This window comes from Lysinibacillus sp. FSL M8-0355 (genome assembly GCF_038008985.1).
Lineage (GTDB): Bacteria > Bacillota > Bacilli > Bacillales_A > Planococcaceae > Lysinibacillus > Lysinibacillus fusiformis_D.
Genome location: NZ_JBBPAI010000001.1, coordinates 2,089,445 through 2,114,767, shown reverse-complemented (window position 1 = coordinate 2,114,767; position 25,323 = coordinate 2,089,445). Strand labels below are relative to the sequence as shown.

Annotated in this window: 35 protein-coding genes and 1 pseudogene; 13 read left to right on the top strand and 23 right to left on the bottom strand. The window is 35.3% G+C overall.

All coding sequences use genetic code 11. The annotated features are described in order from the left end of the window. Positions 1-38 precede the first annotated feature (38 nt). The 9 genes from MKY46_RS10290 to MKY46_RS10250 form a co-directional block, all read right to left on the bottom strand. The gene (locus tag MKY46_RS10290) at positions 39-470 is read right to left on the bottom strand and encodes a hypothetical protein (RefSeq protein WP_036122623.1); all 432 of its coding nucleotides are present in this window, start codon (positions 468-470) and stop codon (positions 39-41) included. A 125-nt stretch (positions 471-595) separates the two neighbouring features. Continuing rightward, positions 596-793 (bottom strand): hypothetical protein, encoded by a 198-nt coding sequence (locus tag MKY46_RS10285; protein ID WP_036122627.1) that lies wholly within the window; start codon positions 791-793, stop codon positions 596-598. A 472-nt stretch (positions 794-1,265) separates the two neighbouring features. Continuing rightward, positions 1,266-1,499 (bottom strand): DUF3953 domain-containing protein, encoded by a 234-nt coding sequence (locus MKY46_RS10280; protein WP_036122630.1) that lies wholly within the window; start codon positions 1,497-1,499, stop codon positions 1,266-1,268. Between the two features lie 174 nt (positions 1,500-1,673). After that, positions 1,674-2,234 (bottom strand): DUF4256 domain-containing protein, encoded by a 561-nt coding sequence (locus tag MKY46_RS10275; RefSeq protein WP_089932263.1) that lies wholly within the window; start codon positions 2,232-2,234, stop codon positions 1,674-1,676. Between the two features lie 18 nt (positions 2,235-2,252). Then, positions 2,253-2,540: an RNA polymerase alpha subunit C-terminal domain-containing protein gene (locus MKY46_RS10270; protein ID WP_036122636.1), complete on the bottom strand. Its 288-nt coding sequence runs from the start codon at positions 2,538-2,540 to the stop codon at positions 2,253-2,255. 225 nt (positions 2,541-2,765) lie between these two features. Then, positions 2,766-2,924 (bottom strand): hypothetical protein, encoded by a 159-nt coding sequence (locus MKY46_RS10265; RefSeq protein WP_170829801.1) that lies wholly within the window; start codon positions 2,922-2,924, stop codon positions 2,766-2,768. A gap of 878 nt (positions 2,925-3,802) precedes the next feature. Further along, on the bottom strand, positions 3,803-4,183 hold the full coding sequence (locus tag MKY46_RS10260) for a hypothetical protein (protein ID WP_036122641.1): 381 nt from the start codon (positions 4,181-4,183) through the stop codon (positions 3,803-3,805). Positions 4,184-4,288: 105 nt separating this feature from the next. Next, positions 4,289-4,426, bottom strand: a complete 138-nt coding sequence (locus MKY46_RS10255) for a hypothetical protein (protein WP_010861357.1) — start codon at positions 4,424-4,426, stop codon at positions 4,289-4,291. Between the two features lie 613 nt (positions 4,427-5,039). Then, positions 5,040-5,315 (bottom strand): hypothetical protein, encoded by a 276-nt coding sequence (locus MKY46_RS10250; protein WP_230593823.1) that lies wholly within the window; start codon positions 5,313-5,315, stop codon positions 5,040-5,042. Positions 5,316-5,542: 227 nt separating this feature from the next. Between MKY46_RS10250 and MKY46_RS10245 the strand changes: the two genes are divergently transcribed. Both MKY46_RS10245 and MKY46_RS10240 read left to right on the top strand, forming a co-directional pair. After that, entirely contained in the window at positions 5,543-5,692 is a 150-nt protein-coding gene (locus MKY46_RS10245; protein ID WP_082673667.1) for a YjcZ family sporulation protein, read from the top strand. A 195-nt stretch (positions 5,693-5,887) separates the two neighbouring features. Continuing rightward, a complete protein-coding gene (locus MKY46_RS10240; protein ID WP_036122653.1) occupies positions 5,888-6,094 on the top strand; it encodes a hypothetical protein in 207 nt (68 codons plus the stop codon). Positions 6,095-6,129: 35 nt separating this feature from the next. Here the strand turns inward: MKY46_RS10240 and MKY46_RS10235 are convergent, their stop codons facing one another. Then, positions 6,130-6,510 (bottom strand): hypothetical protein, encoded by a 381-nt coding sequence (locus MKY46_RS10235; protein WP_230593824.1) that lies wholly within the window; start codon positions 6,508-6,510, stop codon positions 6,130-6,132. A 600-nt stretch (positions 6,511-7,110) separates the two neighbouring features. Here MKY46_RS10235 and MKY46_RS10230 point away from each other — a divergent pair. Together MKY46_RS10230 and MKY46_RS10225 are read left to right on the top strand one after the other, a co-directional pair. After that, positions 7,111-7,749, top strand: a complete 639-nt coding sequence (locus MKY46_RS10230) for a hypothetical protein (RefSeq protein WP_340834103.1) — start codon at positions 7,111-7,113, stop codon at positions 7,747-7,749. Positions 7,750-7,956: 207 nt separating this feature from the next. Beyond that, the gene (locus MKY46_RS10225) at positions 7,957-8,250 is read left to right on the top strand and encodes a hypothetical protein (protein ID WP_036122660.1); all 294 of its coding nucleotides are present in this window, start codon (positions 7,957-7,959) and stop codon (positions 8,248-8,250) included. 65 nt (positions 8,251-8,315) lie between these two features. Here MKY46_RS10225 and MKY46_RS10220 read toward each other — a convergent pair whose 3' ends face one another. The 3 genes from MKY46_RS10220 to MKY46_RS10210 all read right to left on the bottom strand — a co-directional run bounded on the left by MKY46_RS10220 (position 8,316) and on the right by MKY46_RS10210 (position 9,826). Then, positions 8,316-8,939 (bottom strand): HAD family hydrolase, encoded by a 624-nt coding sequence (locus MKY46_RS10220; RefSeq protein ID WP_036122663.1) that lies wholly within the window; start codon positions 8,937-8,939, stop codon positions 8,316-8,318. Between the two features lie 15 nt (positions 8,940-8,954). Continuing rightward, positions 8,955-9,350, bottom strand: coding sequence for a pyrimidine dimer DNA glycosylase/endonuclease V (locus MKY46_RS10215; protein WP_036122666.1), 396 nt, complete (start codon positions 9,348-9,350; stop codon positions 8,955-8,957). A gap of 221 nt (positions 9,351-9,571) precedes the next feature. Then, positions 9,572-9,826 (bottom strand): hypothetical protein, encoded by a 255-nt coding sequence (locus MKY46_RS10210; RefSeq protein WP_036122669.1) that lies wholly within the window; start codon positions 9,824-9,826, stop codon positions 9,572-9,574. A gap of 271 nt (positions 9,827-10,097) precedes the next feature. Here MKY46_RS10210 and MKY46_RS10205 point away from each other — a divergent pair, with 271 nt between their 5' ends. From MKY46_RS10205 to MKY46_RS10195, 3 genes are all read left to right on the top strand, one after another. Further along, positions 10,098-10,232 carry a hypothetical protein gene (locus MKY46_RS10205; protein ID WP_268987983.1) on the top strand — a complete coding sequence of 45 codons (135 nt, stop codon included), beginning with the start codon at positions 10,098-10,100 and terminating at the stop codon, positions 10,230-10,232. 250 nt (positions 10,233-10,482) lie between these two features. Then, complete coding sequence (locus MKY46_RS10200; RefSeq protein WP_340810993.1) at positions 10,483-11,418, top strand: bile acid:sodium symporter family protein; 936 nt, start codon at positions 10,483-10,485, stop codon at positions 11,416-11,418. 77 nt (positions 11,419-11,495) lie between these two features. Next, positions 11,496-12,143 carry a pentapeptide repeat-containing protein gene (locus MKY46_RS10195; protein ID WP_340834101.1) on the top strand — a complete coding sequence of 216 codons (648 nt, stop codon included), beginning with the start codon at positions 11,496-11,498 and terminating at the stop codon, positions 12,141-12,143. Between the two features lie 1,091 nt (positions 12,144-13,234). Here MKY46_RS10195 and MKY46_RS10190 read toward each other — a convergent pair. The 7 genes and pseudogenes from MKY46_RS10190 to MKY46_RS10160 all read right to left on the bottom strand — a co-directional run bounded on the left by MKY46_RS10190 (position 13,235) and on the right by MKY46_RS10160 (position 18,656). After that, positions 13,235-14,695 carry an IS1182 family transposase gene (locus tag MKY46_RS10190; RefSeq protein WP_340833939.1) on the bottom strand — a complete coding sequence of 487 codons (1,461 nt, stop codon included), beginning with the start codon at positions 14,693-14,695 and terminating at the stop codon, positions 13,235-13,237. A gap of 62 nt (positions 14,696-14,757) precedes the next feature. Then, positions 14,758-15,723, bottom strand: a pseudogene (locus tag MKY46_RS10185) (IS3 family transposase). After that, entirely contained in the window at positions 15,609-16,172 is a 564-nt protein-coding gene (locus tag MKY46_RS10180; RefSeq protein ID WP_340834099.1) for a helix-turn-helix domain-containing protein, read from the bottom strand. Before MKY46_RS10180 ends, MKY46_RS10185 begins: the two are co-directional and overlap by 115 nt. An 83-nt stretch (positions 16,173-16,255) precedes the next feature. Beyond that, entirely contained in the window at positions 16,256-17,020 is a 765-nt protein-coding gene (locus MKY46_RS10175; protein ID WP_271913211.1) for a class I SAM-dependent methyltransferase, read from the bottom strand. Between the two features lie 156 nt (positions 17,021-17,176). After that, entirely contained in the window at positions 17,177-17,686 is a 510-nt protein-coding gene (locus MKY46_RS10170; RefSeq protein WP_340834098.1) for a MepB family protein, read from the bottom strand. Positions 17,687-17,818: 132 nt separating this feature from the next. Beyond that, on the bottom strand, positions 17,819-18,082 hold the full coding sequence (locus tag MKY46_RS10165) for a hypothetical protein (RefSeq protein WP_271913208.1): 264 nt from the start codon (positions 18,080-18,082) through the stop codon (positions 17,819-17,821). 118 nt (positions 18,083-18,200) lie between these two features. Continuing rightward, positions 18,201-18,656: a hypothetical protein gene (locus MKY46_RS10160; RefSeq protein WP_271913207.1), complete on the bottom strand. Its 456-nt coding sequence runs from the start codon at positions 18,654-18,656 to the stop codon at positions 18,201-18,203. A 446-nt stretch (positions 18,657-19,102) separates the two neighbouring features. Between MKY46_RS10160 and MKY46_RS10155 the strand changes: the two genes are divergently transcribed. Together MKY46_RS10155 and MKY46_RS10150 are read left to right on the top strand one after the other, a co-directional pair. Continuing rightward, on the top strand, positions 19,103-19,921 hold the full coding sequence (locus MKY46_RS10155) for a MerR family transcriptional regulator (protein ID WP_340834097.1): 819 nt from the start codon (positions 19,103-19,105) through the stop codon (positions 19,919-19,921). 21 nt (positions 19,922-19,942) lie between these two features. Continuing rightward, positions 19,943-21,127, top strand: a complete 1,185-nt coding sequence (locus tag MKY46_RS10150) for an MFS transporter (protein WP_340834096.1) — start codon at positions 19,943-19,945, stop codon at positions 21,125-21,127. A 112-nt stretch (positions 21,128-21,239) separates the two neighbouring features. On the opposite strand, the gene MKY46_RS10145 is transcribed toward MKY46_RS10150, so the two are convergent. Further along, entirely contained in the window at positions 21,240-21,614 is a 375-nt protein-coding gene (locus MKY46_RS10145; RefSeq protein ID WP_340810986.1) for a cytidine deaminase, read from the bottom strand. 111 nt (positions 21,615-21,725) lie between these two features. On the opposite strand from MKY46_RS10145, the gene MKY46_RS10140 reads away from it, so the two are divergent. Beyond that, positions 21,726-21,899 (top strand): hypothetical protein, encoded by a 174-nt coding sequence (locus MKY46_RS10140; protein ID WP_340834095.1) that lies wholly within the window; start codon positions 21,726-21,728, stop codon positions 21,897-21,899. A gap of 397 nt (positions 21,900-22,296) precedes the next feature. On the opposite strand, the gene MKY46_RS10135 is transcribed toward MKY46_RS10140, so the two are convergent. Further along, positions 22,297-22,692, bottom strand: coding sequence for an NUDIX hydrolase (locus MKY46_RS10135; RefSeq protein WP_340834094.1), 396 nt, complete (start codon positions 22,690-22,692; stop codon positions 22,297-22,299). A 170-nt stretch (positions 22,693-22,862) separates the two neighbouring features. Here MKY46_RS10135 and MKY46_RS10130 point away from each other — a divergent pair, with 170 nt between their 5' ends. The 3 genes from MKY46_RS10130 (at position 22,863) to MKY46_RS10120 (ending at position 24,776) form a co-directional block, all read left to right on the top strand. After that, positions 22,863-23,195, top strand: a complete 333-nt coding sequence (locus MKY46_RS10130) for a hypothetical protein (RefSeq protein ID WP_340834093.1) — start codon at positions 22,863-22,865, stop codon at positions 23,193-23,195. Between the two features lie 420 nt (positions 23,196-23,615). Then, positions 23,616-24,179 (top strand): DUF7010 family protein, encoded by a 564-nt coding sequence (locus MKY46_RS10125; RefSeq protein ID WP_340834092.1) that lies wholly within the window; start codon positions 23,616-23,618, stop codon positions 24,177-24,179. Between the two features lie 141 nt (positions 24,180-24,320). Next, positions 24,321-24,776: a DinB family protein gene (locus MKY46_RS10120; protein ID WP_271913193.1), complete on the top strand. Its 456-nt coding sequence runs from the start codon at positions 24,321-24,323 to the stop codon at positions 24,774-24,776. Between the two features lie 266 nt (positions 24,777-25,042). Here MKY46_RS10120 and MKY46_RS10115 read toward each other — a convergent pair whose 3' ends face one another. Then, positions 25,043-25,255, bottom strand: coding sequence for a hypothetical protein (locus MKY46_RS10115; protein WP_271913191.1), 213 nt, complete (start codon positions 25,253-25,255; stop codon positions 25,043-25,045). Positions 25,256-25,323: the final 68 nt, after the last annotated feature.

Below are 25,323 nucleotides of genomic sequence, written 5' to 3'. Positions count from 1 at the left end.
ATGCTTGAATTGGTGTCGTTTCACACCTGTCTTATAGATTAGATCCCCAAAACAGAAATGAACTGGGTTGTTGACCTTTTTTGCATGATCCAGGATTGAAATTCCGTTATCATAGTAATTAGCTGTTGGACATTAGTATCATAGTTTTCTATGAACTCCTGCTCTGAATAGCCGTATAAAAATCCTATACCCTCTTTTAATGAATTAGGATTGGGCTTACTATTTAAAAATTGTTTCATTCTTTCCAATTCCTGATTGATTAAATCCCATATATCCATCTCGATTTCATTGAAAGCAAAATAATCGAATTTCTTGTAATGCTTGTCGATCGCAGGCAAAATGTATCCGAAGTTGTCTTCGGTAAAGTAAATAGAAGAACTATTCCAGCATTCGCCCCTGTATTGATCTGGCAAAATCTCAATATAACATGAACCTTCGAGTGAATTCGTATCATAAATTATTTCAATCATTAAGCCTGCTCCCTCCCATTAGTGAAAGTAAAATTTATTGAGACTCTCTGATTATATCTGGTAATCTGAAACTTTCACTATATAAAAAGAGTCACTTTCCATTCAGTGGTCCTTTCACCAATTATTTAAAATTTTTCTGGTTTTACCACTTTAAAGGAAGCTACTTCCCCACAGTTTTTACAGAAAGTCATCAAAAGTGGTGACCCTACTGCCATTATTGCTCCTATAGGTCTTATATTACCTTGACTCGTCGTACCCCCAACCTGCCCAGTTGTAAAGGTATCTCGACCGCAAACCTTGCAAACTAACTTTTCATTTCCCATTATCTCACCTCTTTATGTAATTAATGTAAATTATAACATAAATCACTCCATCTCGTTACACGCTCTAGCTAACGCTGAGGATCGTGTCAGTCCATTCAAAATTTCAACATTATGTATATAATCAAACGGAAAAGGACCAAAACGTTCTTATTATTCAGTTTGTTATTACTTTTAGGGTGTAATGTGAAAACAGAGTAACAATGTTTGCATTTCCTGATGAATGGTGACGGGACAAGGGGCAAATAGTGAAGGGAATAGACAAGAAATACGACATGCTGTGAACATCGAATTAAAAATGCCTTGCAAAACGCCAACATTTTAATAGAACTTCATACAGATGAAGAACCATTATATAAACTGGAAGGATTTGATTAAGGAAGGTTTTATTTATACGATATGTATTATTTGAATGAAGAAGTGATTCCTACTTTAATCGAACTAATTGATTCTTGGAACAACCTTACTTCTTCCGTTAAATCAAGACAAAGCTTTGAATGGACACATAAATTGAAAATAAAAATAGCCCGATTAGCAACCACCCATAAACGGTTCTCTGTTTTTGACATTCTTGAATGCCTAAAGTGAACAAGAATAAACCTAAGAACAATATCATGAGGTAATTCAGTTGGAAGTCACGTGTGATTAGTCCATAAGCAGCGAGAGAAATACCAATGATTGAGAAAATAATTTTCAAACAATTTAACATTACTTTCCACCCCCTTTTTTAGTTTATCATACAATGTAAGATAACTAGACGTTCGAGAGGCTTCTTATGTAATATTGTTTCCTTATGTTTTCAGCATTAGAGGCTAGGGTGAACCCTCTTTCCCATAGAAAAAGGCATATGCTCGACCGTATATCGAACGCATGCCTTTATTTCTTAAACTCGTAATGAGCCACGGAAGCCCCTTGCTGCGTAGTAGGATTCTGCTCCATTGTGATACATAAAGATCGTGTCATAGCGACGGTCGCAGAAGATAGCACCGCCGAGTTTTCGAATGTTGTCGGGTGTTTGTACCCAGCTCGATGTTTTTAAATCGAATTTGCCAAGCTCTTGTAGATGTCGATATTGCTCTTCTGTTAAAAGCTCAATGCCCATATCCTTGGCTACATCCATCGCCGTATTTTCTGGCTTGTGATTTTTTCTGGCTTCCCATGCTTCACGGTCGTAACATAAACTTCTGCGACCTTTAGGGCTTTCCGCAGAACAATCATAAAAAATGAACTCGTCTGTATTTGCATCATAGCCAACTACATCTGGTTCACCGCCCGTTGCTTCCATTTCATGGAGCGACCCTAGTTTTTCCATATTAGTCTCTAGCTTAGCCTGTACATTAGCCCAGTCAAGCCCTTCATGACGAGGCGTATTTTTCTCAAAACGAACTTGCAAAGTATGGATTAGTTCCTCGCGTTGCTCTTGTGATAATTCCTTCGTTGTCATCTTTGTCTTCCCCCTCGCTTATTTGAATGACAAGCCTTCTTCTTCCAATGAAGATTTCATAATGGGTAAGGAGGCTGGTCCAATACCATGTATTTTTAATATGTCCTTTTCCGTATACGTAGATAGCTTTTCCAACGTATCAATGCCTTCATGTACTAAAGCGTTTCTTGCAGGTGCACTAAGTTTTGAAAGGAAGCCACTAGTTGGTTTATGTTCTTGATCACATGTAGGGCAACTTGGACAATCCGTGCTTTTGTAAAAGGTATGTCCTTTTTCACAAACTTTTAACTTTTTTTCTGCAGCCAAATTAAGTCCTCCCATCAAATCCCGCATCTAATTCTAACATACTTTACAACTCTAACTCGATTGTCAATACTATGTTTAACATTTTCTAATTGCATACTCAGTTTCGACACCATTTTAAATAAAAATGTAATATCTTTAGTAAAATTGAATAGCATTGGCTCTGAAAACAGAATAGAGGGATTCAAAAAAGGCACTATTTCGCATAAGAATAGTGCTTTTACTGTATTACTGTCTCTTTTCAACAAACAACAAAATGAGTGTTGCCAATGGACCTAATACAAGAGAAAGTAAAAACCAATTTAACCCCGATCTATTCTTCCCTTGTGCAAGCCCAGCATTTATCAACGCCAATGTGCCCCAACCTGCGAAATATTGGTTATCCATCTTCTGTCCTCCTGTTTCACTTAACTATGCTACATCTCTTCACAAATTTAATCTTAACATATCCAAATAACATGCTTCCTGAAAGGTGTCAAAATTGTATGTAATGCCTCAACCATTTGCCATCACCGTGAGCAACGCTTCATCCAATAATTTTAGTCATCAACTTTGGTGTTTAATGAGACTCGCTCCTTCCTCAGTGGGTGAAAGTAAGATTTCACGCTTATCTAAAGGATTCTTATTTCTACGTTTAAAGCCTTTAGTTTCAAGCGTCCTAGCAATATCTGAAATCATCATGATGTTTAACTTTGTGAATTCAGCATGTTTTTTAATTTATGAGCTCTCCGTGCGTGTGGAGGTAATCACATGTAGCTAATAGTATAACTGTGCATATGTCAAACCGCCCTTGTTGAGTTCTTTTGTAATGTATCACTTGCCATAATAAAAAATCCGTACTGTCCTTTGGGTCATTTAACTTAGTCTTTGGCGAATAATTTATTAACCAATATCCTTTTAATGAAAAAATACCTTCTTACAAAACTGTACAAACCCGCCTTTTTATTACTATATAACGCTCAATTTGACTCTGGTGTTGCCTTAGTCATAATCCATACATCAAATTAGCAAGTGCACTTATCAATGATAATAAGCACACTTATTATTATCAACAAGATTCAACTCCTTACTGCAACAGTAAAAAGGGAAGAAAACACATCTAGCATTTTATTACTTCATAGTTTGTCGACTTCAAAAAAGGCCACATCCTCAGTAGAATGTGACTTACTAAAAGTATATATGTAAAACTGTATCAAAGTTTTTTCTTTAACAATAGCATCCGTTTAAGCAGAATACTTCACAAGCTCTAGCTTTTCTCACGCAACTTAATTTCTTTTGGTTTTCTGCGTTTTAGCGAATACATAACCTGATAATCCTAGTGACGCACTAATAACATAGCATTTATAATTATTTTTTTGTAAGTATTGTTCAAGTTCATTCGTATCTTCGTAACCAATCGGCCAAGCGTATAATTTATGTGATTCCAATGTTTCTCTGTTCTTTACAAAAAAAGACTGCAAATCTATTTCATTAATATCGAATAAAATACTACCCGCCATTACATGGTCGAAATCATGCGCTAAATAATTCCCGAATGTAACAGTTACAATTTCATCTGCCATTGTTTCGATATGTACTAGCAATTCATTTTCTAGAAAATTTACTGAGTATCCAACTATCACACCATCGTGAATAGATATTGTCATTCACTTCCTCCTTAAAACGGTTGCGTTGTTTGAAAAAGAAATTAGCATTACCTATGGCAACCTCATGATACTTTAACTAACGCACCCCATTAGTGGAATATCAATTTATTTTCTATCTCTTATTTCTTCTAGTATTTCTATTACACGATTGTTTTGTTTTTCAATCGATTTTAACCTTTTTTCAATTATGCTTGAAGAGAAAAATACAATTAGTACAATAGCTATTCCAATGATTAAATCCATTCCTATTCCCTTCATTTATATCTTGGTTTATCGTTTCTTACTACCACATACGTTTCAAAGCTACTTGCTAGTTCAAGTATTCTGCTCCATAAGTTTAAGAAGAACAGAGGTGTTAATTAAACAGTAGCCGATTTCAATACCATTAATCACTTTCTTTCACTTTTTACACAATCAGTTTTCGGTCATATTACACGCGTAATATTTCATAACAGCCTGAAAGGTTAGAATGAAACTAATCAAAGTCGATAATAAAAGTTCCATAGTTTCGAGCTGATTAAATGGCAGTCCATGTCGTATAAACATAAAAAAACCACCTCCCAACGCATTACAAGCAAATAAACCTCCCCAGATTGCCGCTTTCGTCCTTTTATAAACGTTGTCGCCTCTTAAATATCTCATATACAAGAAACAAACAACACCGATCCCTATGATCAACAGTGATGTCTGAGTAAAGGAGGATGTCACAGTCATCGGCTCTTCCCACGGCATATCCACATAGAGAAGGTTACCAAAGTGAATCATGTTGAAAATCAATAGACAAATCAGCACACAAAAAAAGAATAACCATTCAGCTATCGTCATGAACCATTTCATTATTGTTATACCTTCCCTTCTATTCTAATAGCCTTACATCTTCTTTATTTTCTAGAAAGCTACAAAAAGAGCAACAATGGTCTTTTGTTATAAAAATTGCTCGGTACATATCGGCCCAAAGTATGGGTTCCTTACATCGTTCACACTCTGCATAATAATCGGGTAATAAAGTTTTTTCTAATAAGACATCCCATTGTGGAGCTGTTAAGCTTTCAGGGCCATTTGTAATGACCAGCATAATGACCTCCAGTATTTCTCCATCATAAATTCGACGGGCATTTACTAGCTCTTTCAAATAAATGATACAGCCAGATGATTCGTTGTGTTAACTTTTTTCGTTGCATATTCTCCCTCTTTCAATGATTAGTCATTCGACAAACAAAGGTTTTTTCCTCTATTTATGTTTTATATTGGCATATGAATCTCTCGCGAATCAAAAGAAAAAAAGCAATCATAGGGTAAATACCATTTCCCCTTTCTGCATCGATACATATTATATGTTGTAGAAAGGGGGGATTTTCAGTGGGATACAGTGGAAACGTAGGTAATATCAACAACAGCTGCTATTATGGCGGCGACTCTGGCGGTGGCGGCTATTACGGATCAACATTCGTATTAATCGTCGTGTTATTCATTTTATTAGTTATCGTTGGCGCTTCTTTCATGTATTAATCATCCCAACTAGCACCTAGAACACCCTTTTACACGCTGCTAAAGCCGTGTAAAGTCATTTTAACCATTATATAAGGGTCGCTTTACCAGCCTAGTGACCCTTTTATATTTCAGACAGACGTGCGATAATGAAGAAGAATTAGCTTTGTAACAATATCCCACCTAACTGAAATGGCAAATTGAGGTGAACCCTACATGTTGAGAGTAATAAAAGCATTACTAGGAATCGCATTGATTATGGTTGGTCCTATGTTGATTGCCATTACGGTTGACGATACGGTATGGCTCAAAAATATATTATTAAGAATCATTGGTGTCCTGTCCATTTTACAGGGCGTTCATTTATTACATAGACAATTTCATCCACATTCATACAAAAGAAAACCCAAGAACTCAAAATAAAGAGCACTTGGGTATGCTTGATGATTTAGAAAAAATTATTCTTTCTCAAAATATTTTAGATCTAATTGAATAAGAGTTGTATTCATATCATAAAAATTTCCCGACTTAAATTTTTCCTCATGAGTAAATCCTTTTTGATTTTGAATAAATGCTAACCACTCCTTTTCTAACTCACCGCTATTCTTTCCGTAAACTTCCTCTACTTTTTTTGCTAAATCTTTCTCATTGTAGATCTGTTCAAACTTTTCTAGTCCGTAGGTATCAATTAAATATTTTGTAAATGAAGCCGCATGTGTGTAGCTCAGCTCCATAAGGATTTGATTCTCTTTTATATTTGAAAGTTTTGGGCGAAAATAGGCATCATCTTGATTTGGATCAATTAACTTACTAATAGGAATTAACTTGTCTGAATCCATATAATGCTTCATGTATTTTTCAAATATAATTTATTTTTTCCATATTGATCCTCCATATAACTCGCAAAACCCTCTTGCGTAAAATAGCCATGGTCAGATCCAAAATTATTGCCATAACCAAGTAAAGAATGTGTCATTTCATGGACAAGTGGATATATATCTTCTTTAACGCCAGTTAACTCGATTTTTGATGCTACGCCCCATGATTGACCGTCAAATAGTTATCTTGTCAGATGGCACATAGGAAGTATGTATGGATTGCTGAATGTTATCATACGCCGTAAGGATTTCATCTTTTAAGATAACTACTTTTTCTTTTGGAACGTTGATATCATTCTTAATCTCAAAAGTTATTTTGCCATCCTTTGTCACCACAATATTTTCATCGTTTTTTCTTGTATTTGATCTTTAGGTTGAACGGTTTCCGCTGTACAGGCTGTTAATAGCAAAGTACATAGAAGGATTGTGCCATGTTTACCTCCTAAAAAAGTATTTTCCAGTTTATACGAGACTTAAAATCCAAAAGTTTCAAAAGAAAAATAAGGAAAATTAGACAAAATTATTTATACTATTATTAGACAAGGCAAAAAGGAGGACGCAATGAACAAAAGTAAATATATCCATTACAACCCACGCTATGGCTGGGATTTAAATAGTGATGCACATTTGGAAATGTGGTTATTCGCCAAAGCACAACGTAGACAAGTAACTATTCTCAGCTATGGATGTGACTTAGATCATCACACCATTAAAAAAATTGTTCGGCATTACCTCACTACGGAAAAACCTGACGCAGCAGAAGACACACTAGAAATAAGATATGATACATATGATGCTAATTCAAATCTTCATACAGAGAATCAATACTATTTTGAAACCTATTTCATCAGTGAAAACACATTAGCTGCTTTTGTCCAAGCGCTACATCGATTGCCTGGTACACATATTCGCTGTGAATTTAATGTGCGGGGACATTTTGAAGTGAACCTAAATGGTGTAGAATTTTCTACACGTGTATTAAAAGCTCTTGATTTTCCATCTATGTACAAGGAAGATTTAATCGGACGCTATCTTTTATTTATCGATACAGAATCACCTGACAATGAAATGATTCGTCACAAAATACACTTGCTCCCCAAAGAGTTGCAAAGTCTTTCTCTTCCTTTAGATAGCTCACTGCTACAGCGGGAACGTTTAGTAAAAGAATGGATAACAGCCATTCTTCGATACGAAGTGTAAATTTTAGCTTACTCAGGATGATGGTCTATAAAACCAAGTAATCTTATCATATAAATAGTAGTGTTAAGCGAATTCGTTTAACATGGCACCTCCCGATTTGTTACTAAGGGGCACTTCTATCGAGTGTCCCTTCTATTTTTTTGCTATTGCACACTTCAACGACATCCATTACGATAAAATTTATTCGTCATTATGGGATGTGGATTTATGTTAGAATTTATTATCAATTTCTTATCAAATACCTATGTCGGTCAACCAACTTTACATACAAGAAAAATTGATCAAAATATAGCAAGGCTACAGCACTGCGATTGGTTTCACGACATTTACCATCATGATCAATACCGCAGCCTATTTTTTGCGAATCGCCATGTCAGAAAATACCTTCAAAGTAATGTTCGGGTCAAGCGAATGATGAAGAATAAGCAAGCGCAAGAAAGGTTTCTCCAATTTTTACATAAGCAATCGAAGGGACGGGAACAAAAGAATTGTAAGCAATGAAAATCCCGAATTATGACAAAACACTCCATACCTTAAGTGTTTTGTCATAGTTCGGGTGTTTTTTCTTAGCTAATGAGTGTCAAAATATCCTTTGGCTCCTGTAGCACGTAATCTGCATTCTTAAATCCAGTAGTGGTTTTGGCTCCCCAGAGGGCAAGGGCAAATTTGGCTCCGGCTTGCTTGGCACATTGAAAATCATAGATAGAGTCGCCAATATAGATAGCATCTTCTGGTGCTACCTGCAATGTGTCCAGACATTTTAAAAGGGGCTCTGGATGTGGTTTGTGCTTTTCCGTATCACTGGCACTAACAATATGTTGGAAATAACCACTTAGCCTAAACGGATCAAACTCATTTGCAACCTCTTGAGCTGTTTTAGAAGTCACAATGCCCATTTGTAGCGATGTCCTTGCTAACTGCTGGATGACTGCCTCTAGATTTTCAAAGACGGCCACCTCGTGTGAAAAATCAAGAACTGCCGCAGACCATTTCTGATGTACAGCCTCTATGTTGTCGACTTCGAGCCTCTGTAATGCATCTTTCCCTGGGATGCCTAAAGCAAATCGCAGTGCCTCAAATGAATACTCTTTTTGTGTTTCTTCCCGTAACGTTTTTTGCAATGACTGTAAAATCGCTTGCTCAGTATCCAAAATCGTTCCGTCTACATCAAAAATAATTGCTCTCAACATGAGTGTTCCTCCTAGTTAAAGCACGTTATTTACATACATGCATAATTGCTGATATAGTTCCTCTGCATAATCCTTCTGACCACGAATATATTTCTCTTTTAAATTATAAAAACAAATTTCAAGATATTCCTTATCATGATGCTGTTGAAACGGTTTCCTATCCTTTACTGGTCCCAAGCCATCAAAGTAACGATTCATTTTTTCATATGTTCTAATTTGATAACCGCGCTTCTTCATTTCCTCCATGACTTTTTCGCTATACACATACAGGTCCTCTTTAGGGTATTCGTAGACATAATTAATCAAAATATGCTGGTCTTCTTTAGCGAATATGCTATTTAGCTCTCTCCACTGTGAAAGTAGCTGCCCTTTCGGTAGATATTCGATTAAATCTACATGCCATAACCTCATTTACCTCTCCTCTTCCCATTAATCAATCCTATCAATATGTTTTTTATTATGAATATTATATTAGCAAGGTCAAGGAATTGGATTCAAATGGCGAGTCGAACTATGTGCATTCAATAACTTCGAATTAACTCCTATACCTTCTGCCTTAAAAAGGACAACTAGATATAGCATGTTCATACTAGATTTGCATAATTCTTATATTAAAAAGTTATTCTCCCCATTCAAAATGTTCTTTTATTTTTCCCCGATTTTTCGTTACCACGCTTAAAATTACCCGTCATTTTAGCTAACAATAACTGGATTTCCTTTGTTTGACCCTCCACTTTATGAATTTTTGCTAGAAGATGCTCAGCCTCGTTCTCCTTCACGATTTTAATTTGTTTACCTTCATAATAAATAACAATAGTCCCTTTTTTTGTGATTTGATAAGTAAATGGCTCTTCGTTTAGCCTATTTCGTTTATCTATCCCGCTCACAACTCCACCCCGATTTCTTTCATTCAACGAAACTCTACGTTGATTTAAATTAAACCTTTAACACAACTCCTTTTGGTTTACTATCAAATAGCAGCAACTGAGCAATCTTTATTAATAGATAAGTTCCTCTCTGCTTGTTTTTGCCAGTAAACTCTTCACCATGCCCATTACCAATATGTTATTATTTACATATATTACACAATTACGAGATTTAAAGGAAACTAAAGTTTATTTCTATTTAGGAACACTTCCAGCAAGGAGTCTCTCCACCATGATGGCTAACCAATACTTCATGGATGGGGTCGCTTTTACTAATTATTTTTTCACATCCGTCACACTTGTTTTCTTTATCCATTTATTTAAAATGGATGATTGGTATTGGGATGATGATCATTGTCCTTTTTAAAAGAGCATCCCTACTATCTATGGATAAGATGGACAGGTAATATTTTATTTAGCGTAGACATTGTATGGATTCCATTTACTAAAGAAACGGATAAAAACATGAAAATACTTAGCAGGTCTTATCCCCCTTCAAGTAAACTTTCATCAAGCAGAAGTGAACCTTCTGCTTTTTTTGCTACAAATACTCCTACTATTCCATGATTACTATTATAATAATGTGATAAAATCAGATAAAAAAAGAAGGTCTTTGTATGTTAGAAAAATTAAATAGATTTCTCCAAAAATACATAGCGCTCCTGACACCATTAAGTTTAATTGTAGGTGTGTTCTTAGAAAGTGTTGGACATCATTTATTATTCCTTGTGTCATGGCTATTTGCATTCATGACATTCTCAGGAAGCTTATCCATGAAATTTAAAGATGTAAAGATTTTTACCAAGCATCCTGCACTCATTTTATTCTCCATCATTTTTCTTCATCTCTTGATGCCTTTATGGGCTTATTTTTTATCCACCGTTATTTTCGATGACCATTTGTTGACGGTTGGCTTTGTCTTAGCTGTCGCCCTCCCAACAGGTGTAACCAGTGTGATTTGGATTAATATTTGTAGAGGCAATTTACCGTTAGGCTTATCGATTATTTTAATTGATACATTACTCGCTCCATTCATTCTTCCCTTCATACTCTATATCGTGTCGGGTGAAAAAATTGAATTGGATGTAGCCTCACTGATTGTGAATTTATTGCTGATGATTGTGTTACCTACGATTTTAGGCATATTGGTGAATGAGCTTTCCAAGGGCGAAATACCTAAAAAGTATGGCAAGAAGCTGGCTCCTTTTTCAAAGCTATGTTTATTTGCGGTCATCATGATTAACAGTAGTGCAATCTCAACCTATTTAAAAAATATAAACTTACAACTATTTTTCGTCATACTTTTAGTGTTCTTGCTTGCTGTGTCAGGCTATGCTTTTGCTTATCTAATTGGTCGGACGCTTTTAAAAGACGCTCCTCAAATGGCGACCTTTGTCTTTACGGGCGGTATGAGAAATATAGCTGTCGGGGTTATTGTTGCCACAACATACTTTCCAGGTAAAGTCGCTATGCCTGTTGTGTTCGGTATGCTCTTTCAACAGGTGCTAGCTTCTGTTTTTAGTAAGTTGGTGACAAAAAGCTCCGTTGTATAGACGGTGTTTTTATTTTAGATTTACATTTATACTAAATAGGAAAATCTTTTTATTTTACATTTGAAGGGTGTGCTGATATGTCATTCAGTTTCCAAATTACATCACCAAAAATACCTACTAATCTTAAAAAGGCAAATTTTCAGGATATTTTTTATGATGAAGAACCGTATTTAACAAATGGCATGATTGCTGATACGGTCATTGATCACGAAGAAGTTGAACGATTCATTGTATCTAAAGTTATGTTTAAAAATGTCACATTCATCAATTGTACCTTTAAAAAAATTGATCTAACGGATGTCATTTTTGAAAACTGTGATTTGTCTAACTCAAACTTAAGTGAAGGCATCATTCATAGAGTGGCTTTTAAAAACTGTAAATTATTAGGGCTGAATTTTACTGAAGCTAATCTTGGCAATGTTTCATTTGAAAATTGTATTGCAAACTTATGCAATTTCCCTGAAGTGCGTTTCAAACAAGTATTATTTGATAACACCTCCCTACAGGGTGCAAATTATTATGATTGTTTACTAAATAAAGTAGCGTTTCATGAAAGTGATTTAAATGATGTTGATTTTTCTCAAACTTCCTTAAAAGGGATAGACATCAGTACATGTAAATTTAAAAGACTGCAAGTAACTCCTGAAAGTTTAAATGGCTGTGAAGTATCTTCTGAACAAGCGATAGGTTTTGCTTCATTACTAGGCTTGAAGGTTAAATACTAGTTTAAATGCTTAAAAGTTCAGGAAAAAAATGGAGCGCTTATCCTTATTCATGGATAGCGCTCACTATTTTTTCAGTTCTATCCTGCACTTTTAGAATTCTATCCTTCTATTTTGAAGGCTATCCCTCACTTTGAGCGTTCTATCCGTTACTTCTTTAGTTTTATCCTGCACTTTTAGAATTCTTTCCTTCTATTTGAGGGCTATCCCTCACTTTGAGCGTTCTATCCGCTACTTTTCCAGTTCTATCCCTCACTTTTAGAATTCTTTCCTCCTATTTGAGGGCTATCCTCCACTTTGAGCGTTCTATCCGCTACTTCTTTAGTTTTATCCTGCACTTTTAGAATTCTTTCCTCCTATTTAAGGGCTATCCTTCACTTTGAGCGTTCTATCCGCTACTTTTTTAGTCTTATCTTGCACTTTTAGAATTCTATCCTCCTATTTGAGGGCTATCCTTCACTTTGAGCGTTCTATCCGCTACTTTTTCAGTTCTATCCTGCACTTTTAGATTTCTTTCCTTCTATTTGAGGGCTATCCCTCACTTTAAGCGTTCTATCCACTACTTCTTTAGTTCTATCCTGCACTTTTAGAATTCTTTCCTTCTATTTGAGGGCTATCCCTCACTTTGAGCGTTCTATCCGCTACTTTTTCAGTTCTATCCTGCACTTTTAGAATTCTTTCCTCCTATTTGAGGGCTATCCCTCACTTTGAGCGTTCTATCCGTTACTTTTTCAGTTCTATCCGCTACTTTTTCAGTTCTATCCGCTACTTTTTTAGTTTTATCCTGCACTTTTGGCATTCTTTCCTGCTATTTGAGGGCCATCCTCTAAAGTATTCATTCATTCAATTCACCTGCTATCCTTATTAATTAGGCGACCAATCGGAAAGAAACCGACTGCTAAGCCTTCTGCTGTCGGTAGTGACCCCTTAAAGTTAGAGTTTTTATTATGCAGCTAATTGGCTGGCTAGAGTTCGGTATTTTACGAGGCCACTGAAAAACTTGCGTTTTTTATAAATAAATTCGTTTTAGAAAAAGATAGGGCGCTTCTTGTTCAATTTTGAACAGGAAACGCCCTATCTTTTTCACCTATTTATTACCCTTTTCCATTCAGAAGCTTTAAGATTCTTTTTAGATTGACAGCGAATATCGTCGTTGCTCCCTGAATTTGCATGCCAAATGAACCCGCAGCCGATGCTTGATCGTACCCGTGTTTATTTTTTAACTCACTATTTTTTGCTTCGATTTTATAACGTTCTCGAGCTAAGCGTTTAAATTCTTCTGTTTCTTGAAAAGCTTGTTGGTCTAAATGTTCTTCTGATTTAATGGCAACAGAATAGGTCTTAGTTTTTGCACCTTCTTTAAAACACCCTTCTCGGAGTGGACAGACCTTACATTTTTCAATGTCAAAAAAATAAACCATTCTTGCACTTGCTCCTGGGTGTGAATCTGGTTTTTTACTTTTTCTATTTGCTAAATGTCCTGCTGGACATACAAATAAACCTGCATCTTTATTAAAGTCAAATCCTTTTCCGTTTCCTCGCCCATTTTGAGTAATCATTGGATTTAACTTAGAAATCAGTTGAATGCTTTGTTCTTTTGTATAAAGTAAATTGTTTTTCCCTGAATAAGCTGTGTCAGCGATGACTGTTTCAACTTCCATTCCTGTTACTTTACTTTTTTCAATCAGTTCTTGTAGATAATGTCCATCTGATTTTTCACCTGTTGTAACGACTGCTGCTGTAATTATACGTTCATCACTAATTGCTAAATGTGTTTTATAACCAAAGAAAGAACTGTCTGCTGTTTTATGTCCTACTCGTGCATCGGTGTCTGTTGAATAATTTAGATGTTCTTGCGTATCTTCTACAGCTTCTTTTAACACGTTCAATTTTTCCTTTACAGCTGGTAGATGAGCGATTTGTGGTTTATTTTCAATAATGGCAATCAATCTTTCACAGTAAGTTAATTCATCTTTTACTTCGTTAGAAGTATTCTTCTTTGGAAATTTTTCTTTCATGGATTTATCAAATTGATACACTGCTTTGCGGGTATATTTTGATTTTTCTTGTAAAAATTCTTTCGGTGATTTTTGGTTATAACGTGCTTTGGTATGTGTTGCGTCCACAATGATTGTTTTACTTTTGATAATGTTCTTTTCGAGTGCGATTTCAACTGTTTTTCCAATGAGCATATCTAATAAACTTACATTTTGAAGACGCAGTCTTCGGAATTTTGTGAGTGAACTTGAATCAATCACGTCATCTTCTGGCGCCATACCTAAAAAATACTTGAAAGACATGTCATATTTTGAACGTTCGACAAGGTCTACATCAGATACATTAAAAATGGCTTTTAACAATAAGTACTTAAACATTCGAATCGGAGGAATCGCATTTCTTCCATTGTCTAAACAATATTTTGTTTTCAATTCTTCTAAAATGAATGAGAAATCCACTAGTTCGTTAATTTGACGAAGCATATTATCTTTTGGCACGACAATATCGTAAATGGCCATATATGGACTTAAGTTGAAAGTCTCTTGGTTTGAAATCATTGGGAACACCACCTGCATTTAGTCACTCAATTATAAATTAAAAAGGCGAGGTATTCGACGATTCAATCGTCGAATACCTCGCTAAGTGGAACCAGATGAAGTTTTTCAGTGGCCTCGTATTTTACTGGACTCATGCCAGCCAATTTTTGTTTAATACGTTCATTGTTATAGTAGTCGATATATCATTCGATTTTTTCCTTCAATTCTTCAAACGGGATTAATACTTCACCGTAATACATCTCTTGTTTGAGTATGCCAAAGAAGTTTTCCATCGCCGCATTGTCTGCACATGTCGCTTTGCGAGACATGCTTTGGAAAACCTTGTTTTGCCGTAATGTTTTCACCCATGAATTATGTTGATAATGCCAGCCTTGATCCGAATGAATTGTTGCACGATATGTAGCTTGGTTCTGAATAATTGGTAGAACTTGATGTAGCGATTCTAATACGAAATCCAATGTTGGGCGTTTAGACATACTAAACCCAATAATTTCGCCATTATAGAGATCCATAATTGGACTTAAATAAAGTTTTTCATCTTCTGTACACTTGAATTCTGTTACGTCTGTCACCAGTTTTTGTAAAGTGTTTGGCGTATTGAAACGGCGGTTTAATCGATTATTTGCGACTTTACCCACCTTGCCCTTGTACGATTTATAACGAGATTTACGAACGAATTTTACACACTTTAAGTCCAATTCCTTCATGATTCGCTGTACTTTTTTGTGATTGATGACGTATCCTTGCGCTTTTAATTCTGCATGGATTCGGCGATAACCATATCTACCTTCATGCTTCTCAAATAGCGCTGAAATCAACGTTTTCCATTCTTGATTGGGATCTTCATTTTTTAACTGTTGAATATGGTAATGATACGTTGCTTCTGGGATCTCAATGATTTTCAATACATCTTTCAATCGGAACCCTTCTTCTTTGAGTTCGAATGCCAACGCTGCTTGTGCTTTTCGAGGAAGGCATCCGGATTCGCCTCGAAAGCGTCTAACTTTTTTAAGTACGCAATCTCTAATCGGAGAAGCTCATTTTCACGTTCTAGCTGTTCTTCACGAGACAATGTGTTTGGTTGTTTGACAGGTTTATTTTTAGGATTAGTAGACATAGGTGGCCGTCCCTTCGCTTTTTCTTGCAGGCCTTCTATACCTTCCTTCAAAAATTTACTGTTCCAGTTCGCTATTAAGCCTGGATTATTCATGTTAAATTCAATCGCTGTATCTTGATAAGAAGCACCTGTTTGTTTCATAAAGTGTAATACATCGAGCTTGAATTGAACAGAATAAGCCTTTTTTGTTACTTTTCTACGTAATCCAACTTCTCCAAATTCTTTGAAGGCACGTACCCACCGCTTTATTTGCGAATGATTTGGTATGTCATGTTTTTTCGCTAATAATTTATAACCTAAAGGGCCTTTCATGTATTCATTAACCACATGTATTTTGAATTCTTCGCTGTATTTCGCCATATAAAAACACCCCTAAAGTTTAGATTTTTGACTCTAACTTTAGGGGTGCAGGACCGTCGTGGTTACTTCTCCTTCGATTGTCTTTATTTAAAAGCTAAAATCGTAAATTCCCATGGGATATTTTCATTTTTCCAACCACGATGCTCATCAAATTTCTTTAATTTGAAACCCGATGTGATGACAGCATTTATTATCTCACTAAGTGTATAAAATCGTATAGATACATCAGGAAAGTCCTGTTGTTCATGCTCATCAAAGAAATGCTTATACGCTACGTCTCCATTTTGTAATTCTTGGTCAAAATAACCTTGTTGGATTTGATATTGGCATTCAGCGTTAGGCCCTTTAACTATACATCTTCTTAAAGGATGAAAATCACTGAGAATCATTTCCCCACCATCTTTTAGTAAAGAAAACAGAATCAACATAAATTTATCAATATCATTAAAATAGTGCAATATGCCACCTTCCAAATAGATCATATCAAAATGACATCGATACTTTGTTAAGTCAATTTCATCAATATCAGTGACAATATAATGAATAGAGGTATTTGCATGCTCTGCTAATTCCAAGGCATATTTTTGGTTTTCTGTTGAAATATCAAATACGGTTACTTCAGCACCTAATAATGCTAATGGTACTGCTTTTCTGCCATTTGAACCGCAAATATTGGCAATCTTCTTTCCTTCAATATGTTCAAAGTATTGTTTGTGCTTTTTCAGACATGCGCTAGGGTTTTCTAATATATGAATAGCCAAATCCTTTGGAGTGCCGTTACTTTTATGCCAAAATTCATATGCTCGATATTCCCACGCCTTTTTATTTTTTATGCTTTGTTCATTCATCTTCAGTAAGATTCCTCCTAAGTAGAGCGCTGATAAGTTTTTAATATTCGATGATCCTACACCTACATTTATCCATGCTACAGGATGACGTCTGATTATAGAAGAAGCGACAACATTTCCCCTCGAAATGAATGACACAGTTAAAAATATCTAATTTTAGAGGGCGTATAATTTTAATAGCTCATGGATTGATAAACGAGTAGTAGCGTCCACTTTAACAAAATACGGTGATTGCCACTTTTTAGTTGCGATTGCCTGTTTGCTGGTGGGCGTATCCCAACTTGGGTAAACTCTAATAGCCATTTTCCCCTTTGTATTAGCCGTTTTAAGGATGTTTTGTTGTAAAAGAACTTCTTTTGGAAATACAAATTGGCCAAAATCACCATTAGTATGAAAAGTGTTTATTACCAGTAAATCAGTGGCGTTCTCATATGAAAATGCTTGGTTTTTATTAGCAGCATCCTTTTCCCAAAAGGAAACAAACTGTCCTACCTTGGTAGGCGTTATTTTTGCGACTCTAAATCTAACAGATTTCGAATCCAACTGAAAAATCCCAGCCCCGTAATCAGCATTTTGAGTTTCCTCTTGGATGTTTTTTATAGTCAAATGATGAGGTTCATAAAGTAATTCATTTACATATGTTAACGCTTTATTAAATTCATTCATAGTTTTACTCCCTATCTTATACGACGAATACCAGTATATCATCTGCGGACTTGTTACTGTAATGGCTTTAAACCATTAGTCTCTTCATTTTGATTTACTAACCAAAGCTGTATATAAAAGGATATGACATAATTAATTCATTTCTTCTGTTAAAAATCTTTCTCCAAAAGTTGTCATTATGACTTTAGATAGATCGACAGAGTAAACTCTTTCATCGTTATATGTATCATCATCGTCAAACCAATAAATTGTAACATCAGCAATATATGCTCTATCATGCATATACTCAATAAGATCTGCCCACATGTCTATATTAAAATTGTAATCTGTATGAACAGGTATATTGCCATTTTTGAGTTCATTTAAGATTTTAAGTATTATTTCTTTGTTTTCCATTAACAACATCACCTTCCGAAATCCCCAAAGCCGTGTGTGGTACGATTATTGCTTTATGATTGTTAATCAGGATAAACGCTCATCGCTTTCTGCTCAAAGAAAAATTAGTTTTTGATTTTCATATCCCCATGTGATAGATATAATAATTGCCCTCAGACAGTTGTTTAGATATAGAACTCATTTTTTCAAATTTGGCTATCGCATAGTCTCTATCGAAACGCAGTAATTCATCCTCAGAGTAATCATGGTAATAAATCATTTTGAGGATTTCTTCTGGACCATTTTTTAATAAATCACACCAAGCAGTGAAAATCGAAATAAGGGAAGTTGCCGAATGTTCATCAAATAGGGTGACACCAATGTTATTAAAGCCTATGTGTTGAGGCATTCCAGGCAAGCTTGGGTTCCTGCATGGAATCCATGTAAGCGAATCAAAAATATAATCAACGATGTTGTCTTCAAGTCCAATGTATGCAACAATTAAATCTTTGTATTGCTCTATGTCTCTCCAAAAATATTCAAAAAACTCTTCATCTTGTGTTTCAGTCTTTTTTATTAAATAAAAATCATGCATAAATACCCTCCATATAAATTAAAATCACTCAATGGAATTAATAACCATTTTATCATATCATGTTCAGTCAATTTGTATTAAATATTTTTCTTCGCTAAAGTAGTTTGCTTCGTTATTTGAATGAAATATAGCCCCCCAAACCATCGTTTGATAGCCTATGTTAAAAATTATGGTCTCCTTGTGAAATCACTATTACTTAAGATTTTTAAAATGTAGTTTGATTGATTTACATTGATTCAAAATGATGCGAATGTGCTACTAAGGGTTGAAGGTTCTTTAGGAAAACTGGACTTTTCGCAAAATCGGCTTACAGGGACAGAGCCTTACTACATTTTATTGAAGTAAGGCTCCTTAAAGTTGTTTAAAAAGTTCCTTTTGCACACTTGACTTTCCCCTGCACAGGAAACTGTATACTTACATTAAGTTATTAGATTGGAGATGATATTGTGTTTAAAATCAGTGAATTTTCTAGACTAAGCAAAGTATCCTTAAAAACATTGCGCTATTATGATCAGATTGGCCTTTTAAAGCCGAGAAAGGTGGACGATGACACTGGCTACCGATACTATTCAGCAGACCAGTTACTTGAGCTCAATCGAATCTTTCTCTATAAGGAATTGGGGTTCACCTTGCCACAGATTATACGTTTGCTCCACGATGATATTTCGTTGAAGGATATTCAAGGGATGTTTAAGCTGAAAAAAAGTGAAATCCAACTGATTATCGATACGGAACAAGCCAAGCTCGCACGGATTGAAGAGCGTATGCAGCTTTTAGAACGAGAGGGACAAGTGGAATCAGATCAAGAAATCCGAATCAAGGCAGAAGGTGTTCAGCAGTTCCTTTCATTGAAAGCACGTGGGAGAGAAGAAGATATTCCAGACCTGTTTCGTACATTTAATCAATTATTAAAAAAGGAAATGCGCCATTTGGCTCAAAGTCCCCAGGTCGTTTTATGGAAAGAAATAGAGGAAAAAGAAGATGAGTTTGAATTTGAAGTCGGTTATTTTTTAACCAAGGAGCTTCCATCATTCCCTGATACATTTCAACTACGGACGCTTCCTCCAGAGCCGATGATGGCCACAATGACCTTTCGTTCGGATTCTAACTTTGCCTGTACGGCCTGTGTTGATTTAGCTAACTGGATTGTGAAAAATAACTATCAGATCAAGGAAAACGAACCAGGTAGAGAAATATATTTACCATTATCTACAACACAAAACGTCCAATTAATGGAAATACAAATACCTATTACAAATAGATAGCTGAAAGAAGAGTGAATTGAGTTGAAAAATAATCTAATTATCTATGTTCTATCGCTTGTTGTTTTTCTAATCGGAACCGTTGAGTACATTATTACAGGCGTTATTGAAATGATTGCAGTAGACTTTGGAGTAACAATTTCAGAAGCTGGGTTATTAGTGACATTATTTGCCCTAGCCGCAGCCATTTTCGCTCCAATTCTCATTGCGCTCACCATAAATATGGATCGCAAAAAGTTGCTTATGGCTACCGTTAGTGTGTTTATTGTTAGCAACGGGCTAATGTTTATAAGCTCTACGTTTGAATTCGCACTATGGATACGAATTATTCAAGGAGTTAGCGGAGGAATCGCTACAGTGGTAGCCATGGCAGTAGCTACTCGACTAGTTGAAAAAGAACGAAGAGGCCGTGCTATCGGCATAATTTTGATGGGCCTAAGCAGTTCGCTTGTGCTGGGTGTTCCAATTGGCACATTTTTTAGCGAAATGTTTGGATGGAGAGTTTTATTTATGTTGATCGGTTTATTAACCATTCTTCCATTGCTTATCCTCTATAAAAAAGTTCCAGTAATCAAGGAAGAAGAAGCCGTTACCCTCCGGTCGCAGCTTTCCATTTTAAAAGATTCAAAAATTCTAACTGCACTGGCTATTACTTTATTTTATGTAGGTGGCTACGCTACCCTATTTACTTATATAACGCCTTTCTTGCAAGTCACATCCACTCTTTCTATAACCGAAATTAGCGGCATTCTATTTCTGGCTGGAATCTGTAGCTTCCTTGGATCAAGAATGGGTGGGCAATTGGCTGATGCAAAGGGTTCGCATTTCACCATTTATTTTGGCTTGCTGCTACAAGCAACAACGCTCCTCTTATTTGCATTAGCTGGTATCAATCTCTTTGTATTGATCTTAGTTTTAATGATTTTTATGGTAGCAACATGGAGTATTTCCCCAGCCCAGCAGCTCCTTCTTGTCACGCTAGTACCTCGAAATCCAGACATAGCCCTAAGCATAAATACCTCCTTTATCCAATTCGGTTTTGCGCTAGGGTCTGCATTAGGTGGATTTGTCATCGGCCATACCTCTGTCCTAAACTTGAATTCGGTAGGTTTTGGCATTGTAAGCATGGCTTTATTCCTTGCTATCTTGCTATTCAAAAAAATGAATAGTAGGACTGAAACTCCTTTTATGACTAAAGTAAAATATTAAATGTTTTTATCCTACCTTTATATTGAAAATCGGCATATTCAATATAAAGGTAGTTTTTCTAATCCATTCACACTTTCAGCTCTTTGCAATGCATTCCTTTGTATCAACATCCTCATGCCCAACGAATAGGAAGTAAATCACCTATCGTCAAGATCTTATTCTCTCCTATCATTACTTCGCATTGATAGTCATCATCATGAATTTGACAAATAAACTCTCTACATCTTCCGCACGATGGTATGATTGTTCCATCCTTGTAAACTGCAATGATTCCTTTTATTTTACATTCACCATCCGTAATCATCGCTGCTATCGCTTCGTGTTCTGCACAAAATCCCATAGAGCAAGGCATATCGAAACACACCCCTTTATACCTTACCATTTTCGCATAAAATGGCAGCAGCAACAGAACCTGCATAAGGTTTTTTGAAATTTGTTTTGGATTTAAAGCACCTTTTGCTATAGTATATAATTCTTCAAATTCCATCATTTCCATCCCCTTATTAAACTAATTTTTTCTGTTTAACTAGATGATCTAGCTTACTGTTAATTTATCTGACTCCATCATATACTTAAGTAACGAAAAGGAGGCTAAAAAATGAAACATCAACCTTTGCACCCATGGCAAAAAGAACATCATAAACGAGTAAAAGATTTCCATAAAAATCATTCGTTAGCAATAGAAAATGGCGAGAATGGCAATGGGTTGTTAGCTAACTGGGAAAGATTTCTCTACAATAAGGGAAAAACTCTTTTTAAAGCTGCCAAATAATTAGCTGTTCTTTTGGACAGCTCTTTTTTTGATTTTAAATCTCTTTTTTGCATAATCGCCTTAAAGTGTTCAGTAAAGAATTCTTGACTAACAACTAATTAAGCCACAAATCACTAAGGCATTTTTATGTTATAATTTACACAAAATACATATTAAGGTGATTCTAATGACATTTCTCAGAAAATACTTAAATATTGTTTACTTCGTTACCCTTTTTTTACTTTTATCTATTTCGGATTATTTCAAAAAAGGGAATTGGGATTTTCTTAATAATCTTTTCTTTATGGGCAGTACTTGTTTATGCTTTTTTAAATTGGGCATGGGATAGTAAAAAATATGAAAAGAAAAAGCATATTGTATAGTATCATTGGTCCATCCTGAATAGATAGAGAGACCTCTATAGAAATAAAGACTGAATCTTTAAAGCAACTTCTTTTGGTTTAATATCAATTGTCAACAACTTTTCAATCTCTATCCATATCGGTAGATAAGTTCCACTATCTTTTTTGCTGTCTGAGTATTCTTCACCTTGTCCTGTTCCAAATTTACCCCCAATTATTTCTGATAAGAAAAAATATTGATTGCCATTAAATTTTTCCTCTGCGATACAATCCTTGACCCTAACGATTACGCCTAATTCTTCTAATGCTTCTCTCCTTGCAGTATCTTCAGGTTTTTCATTATTCTCCATTCCACCGCCTGGAAAAACATAATAAACGGTACCATCTCTTTCCCTTCTAATAAGTGCAACCATTTTACTTTCAATTATTACAACCGAACTTCTATCTCTCATGCTTATAACCTTCTTTCAAATTTCCTAACAATTAATTGTCCTATTAATTCCTTTTTATTTACTGCAATCCTCAGATTGTGCAGTAAATGCATCATTCCATATTTTCATATATTACCCAATTATATTGTCCTTATATAGGTAATTACCTATATATCAGGAGTTGTTATGCAATGAAAACAATGTCTACACTTGGATGGATCATATTTATTTTTGGCATTACTTTGCTTATAAGCGGAGTGGGAAGATTATCTGGTTTCTTTGAATATGATTCAGTTATTCCAAATAAATTTGTTGCACTAATATACATTTCTATGGGCTTTTTTGTCATGTTCATCATATTTGTTTTAGGCATCTTATCGCTTTCAATCGGATCAGCGAGATTAACTGGTGCCCTAGAATACAATAGATTTATTTCAAATAAATCTATTGCAGTACTATTTATTGCCATGGGGGTTTCTGTTATGTTCATTTCATTCTTTGTAAAACCTCAAAAAGATAAATAACTTTACATAACATTATCTTTCCAATATTCAATAATAATGGTTTTACCCCCTTAGTCATGTTAACCTTAAAGTGTGATGTGATTTACATAAATTGGAGGTGTACAAATGGTTGTTAATTTACGTTTCTATATACAAGTGGTTTCAACCATTTTCATTATGATCTTTGTCTTCATGAATTTTTTAGGGCATTGGACCGCAGACAGATTCGTTCAAATTATATTTTTCTTTGGTATGGTATTCGCGGCTTTCAGTGTCGGTATGGAAACGGAGAAAAAGCTAAAAAATAGAAGCTGATTAGGCGAGCTAATCGGCTTTTTTATGTTCAATCTTTTTCAGCATAGCTCCTTTCAAAAACTCCATGTCAAATCATATATGGTAAAAATAGATAATTACTGGTATATTATAGGTTGTATTTATTTCATGAAAGGTGGTGCGTTGATGGATAAAACGCTGGAAGATTTACAAAGAGAAATGATCGTTGAAGCTAAAAAAGGATTCCCTATTTTACTTTCTGGTGCCGTTGTTTTTTTACTTTTCACCCTAATGCCCTTAGTTTTGCCAATAGAAGTTGTACGTTTAATTTGGATATTTGGCTTAGGAGCTATTTTTCCCATCGGCTTCTTCGTTAGTAAAATTCTTGGTGTTAATTTAAACGCTACTGGTAACCCTTTAGGGACGTTAGGAGGAATCGTTGCCGCTCCTCAAGCTTTTTACATACCTGTATTTATCATTGTGTATATGAACATACCTGAATTCCTTCCCTTCACAATTGGTTTACTTGCAGGCGCTCATTTTCTACCTTACATATGGATTTATAAAAGTAAAGCTTATTTATTTGTGACTTTAGGCGTCTGTTTTTCTGCTCTGATTTTAGGTGGCTTCTTTGTCGATCAAGCTTACACACTTGTACCTTTAGCAATCTCTATCGTGTATGGAATGGGCGTTCTTTTGATTCTAAGAGAACTTAAAGTCAATCCGATTTAATCACCTTTCTCTAGGTGATTTTTTTGGACACTATCTATCGTTTAATTATTCCAGACCTCCTTCAACCTGAGAAATAAAGTATTCATTTCCTACCCCTTGTTTGTCCCTTTACAATAAACGTATTCATAAATGAAAGGATGGATGGATTTGCTGTTTCCATATCGGAATGATCTTAGAAAAACATTAATACCTTACCTAAACACACTTGATGAGGCATTTTGGTTTAAAAAGTCAGATTTTTATCCAAATAATATAGCATGGGTTATTTTGCATTTATCAAGTAGTGAAGACTATTGGGTGAATGAAATTGGACTTAAAAAACCTTGTATGTTAAACCTTCACGATGATTGTTCGCCGAAGGAAATACTAGATAGCTATATTGAAATTAGAAATTATACGGATAATATTCTACATACATTGGACAATTCGCAACTCAATCAATTAGTTGAAGTTCCTAAATTTTCCGATGGTTGGACACCACCCTCCGTACCTACACTTAACTGGTTGTTTCATCATGTATACTCGCATGAAGCTTACCATATTGGGCAAATCTCCGTTATCGCGCACCTTAATGGATTGCCAAAGCCATTATTTTAATAAATGGAAAGCAAGGAAAAGAACAACTTCTTTAAATGGAGGAACAGTAATTTGAAAAAATTTCGTGGGAAAAAGCGTCCTTTTACTCCAGATATTCTTGAGCAAGTTGCTAATTTTGATAGATGGTCATACCCAGCTTCATATTTTTCAAAGCCCATTTTTACATAAATACGGTTCATTTTCTGTTGTAATGATTAACTGATTACAGGATACCTCTCCTCATTGGACGATCATATCCTCTAGGAGTAAATGAGCCTTGATAAGCTTTATGTACAACCACACTGTAAATGGCGGCATAAAATACTCCATCTGGCCAAGCCCACTGTTTTTCCATCCACCATAGTGAATACTTGATATGTACTTACATTGAAAACTTGTTTGATAATCTGTTCATCATGTTTCTTCCATCCAACAGATTGGTAAACCTCCTTTATTATTGGTAAATCCTTCTCTCCCATTGCGTATTGAAGTAATACCATTATCATCCACCTCCCCTAGGAAAACGATGGATAGTCTATTATACTTAATAAAAATGACTTGGGGATGG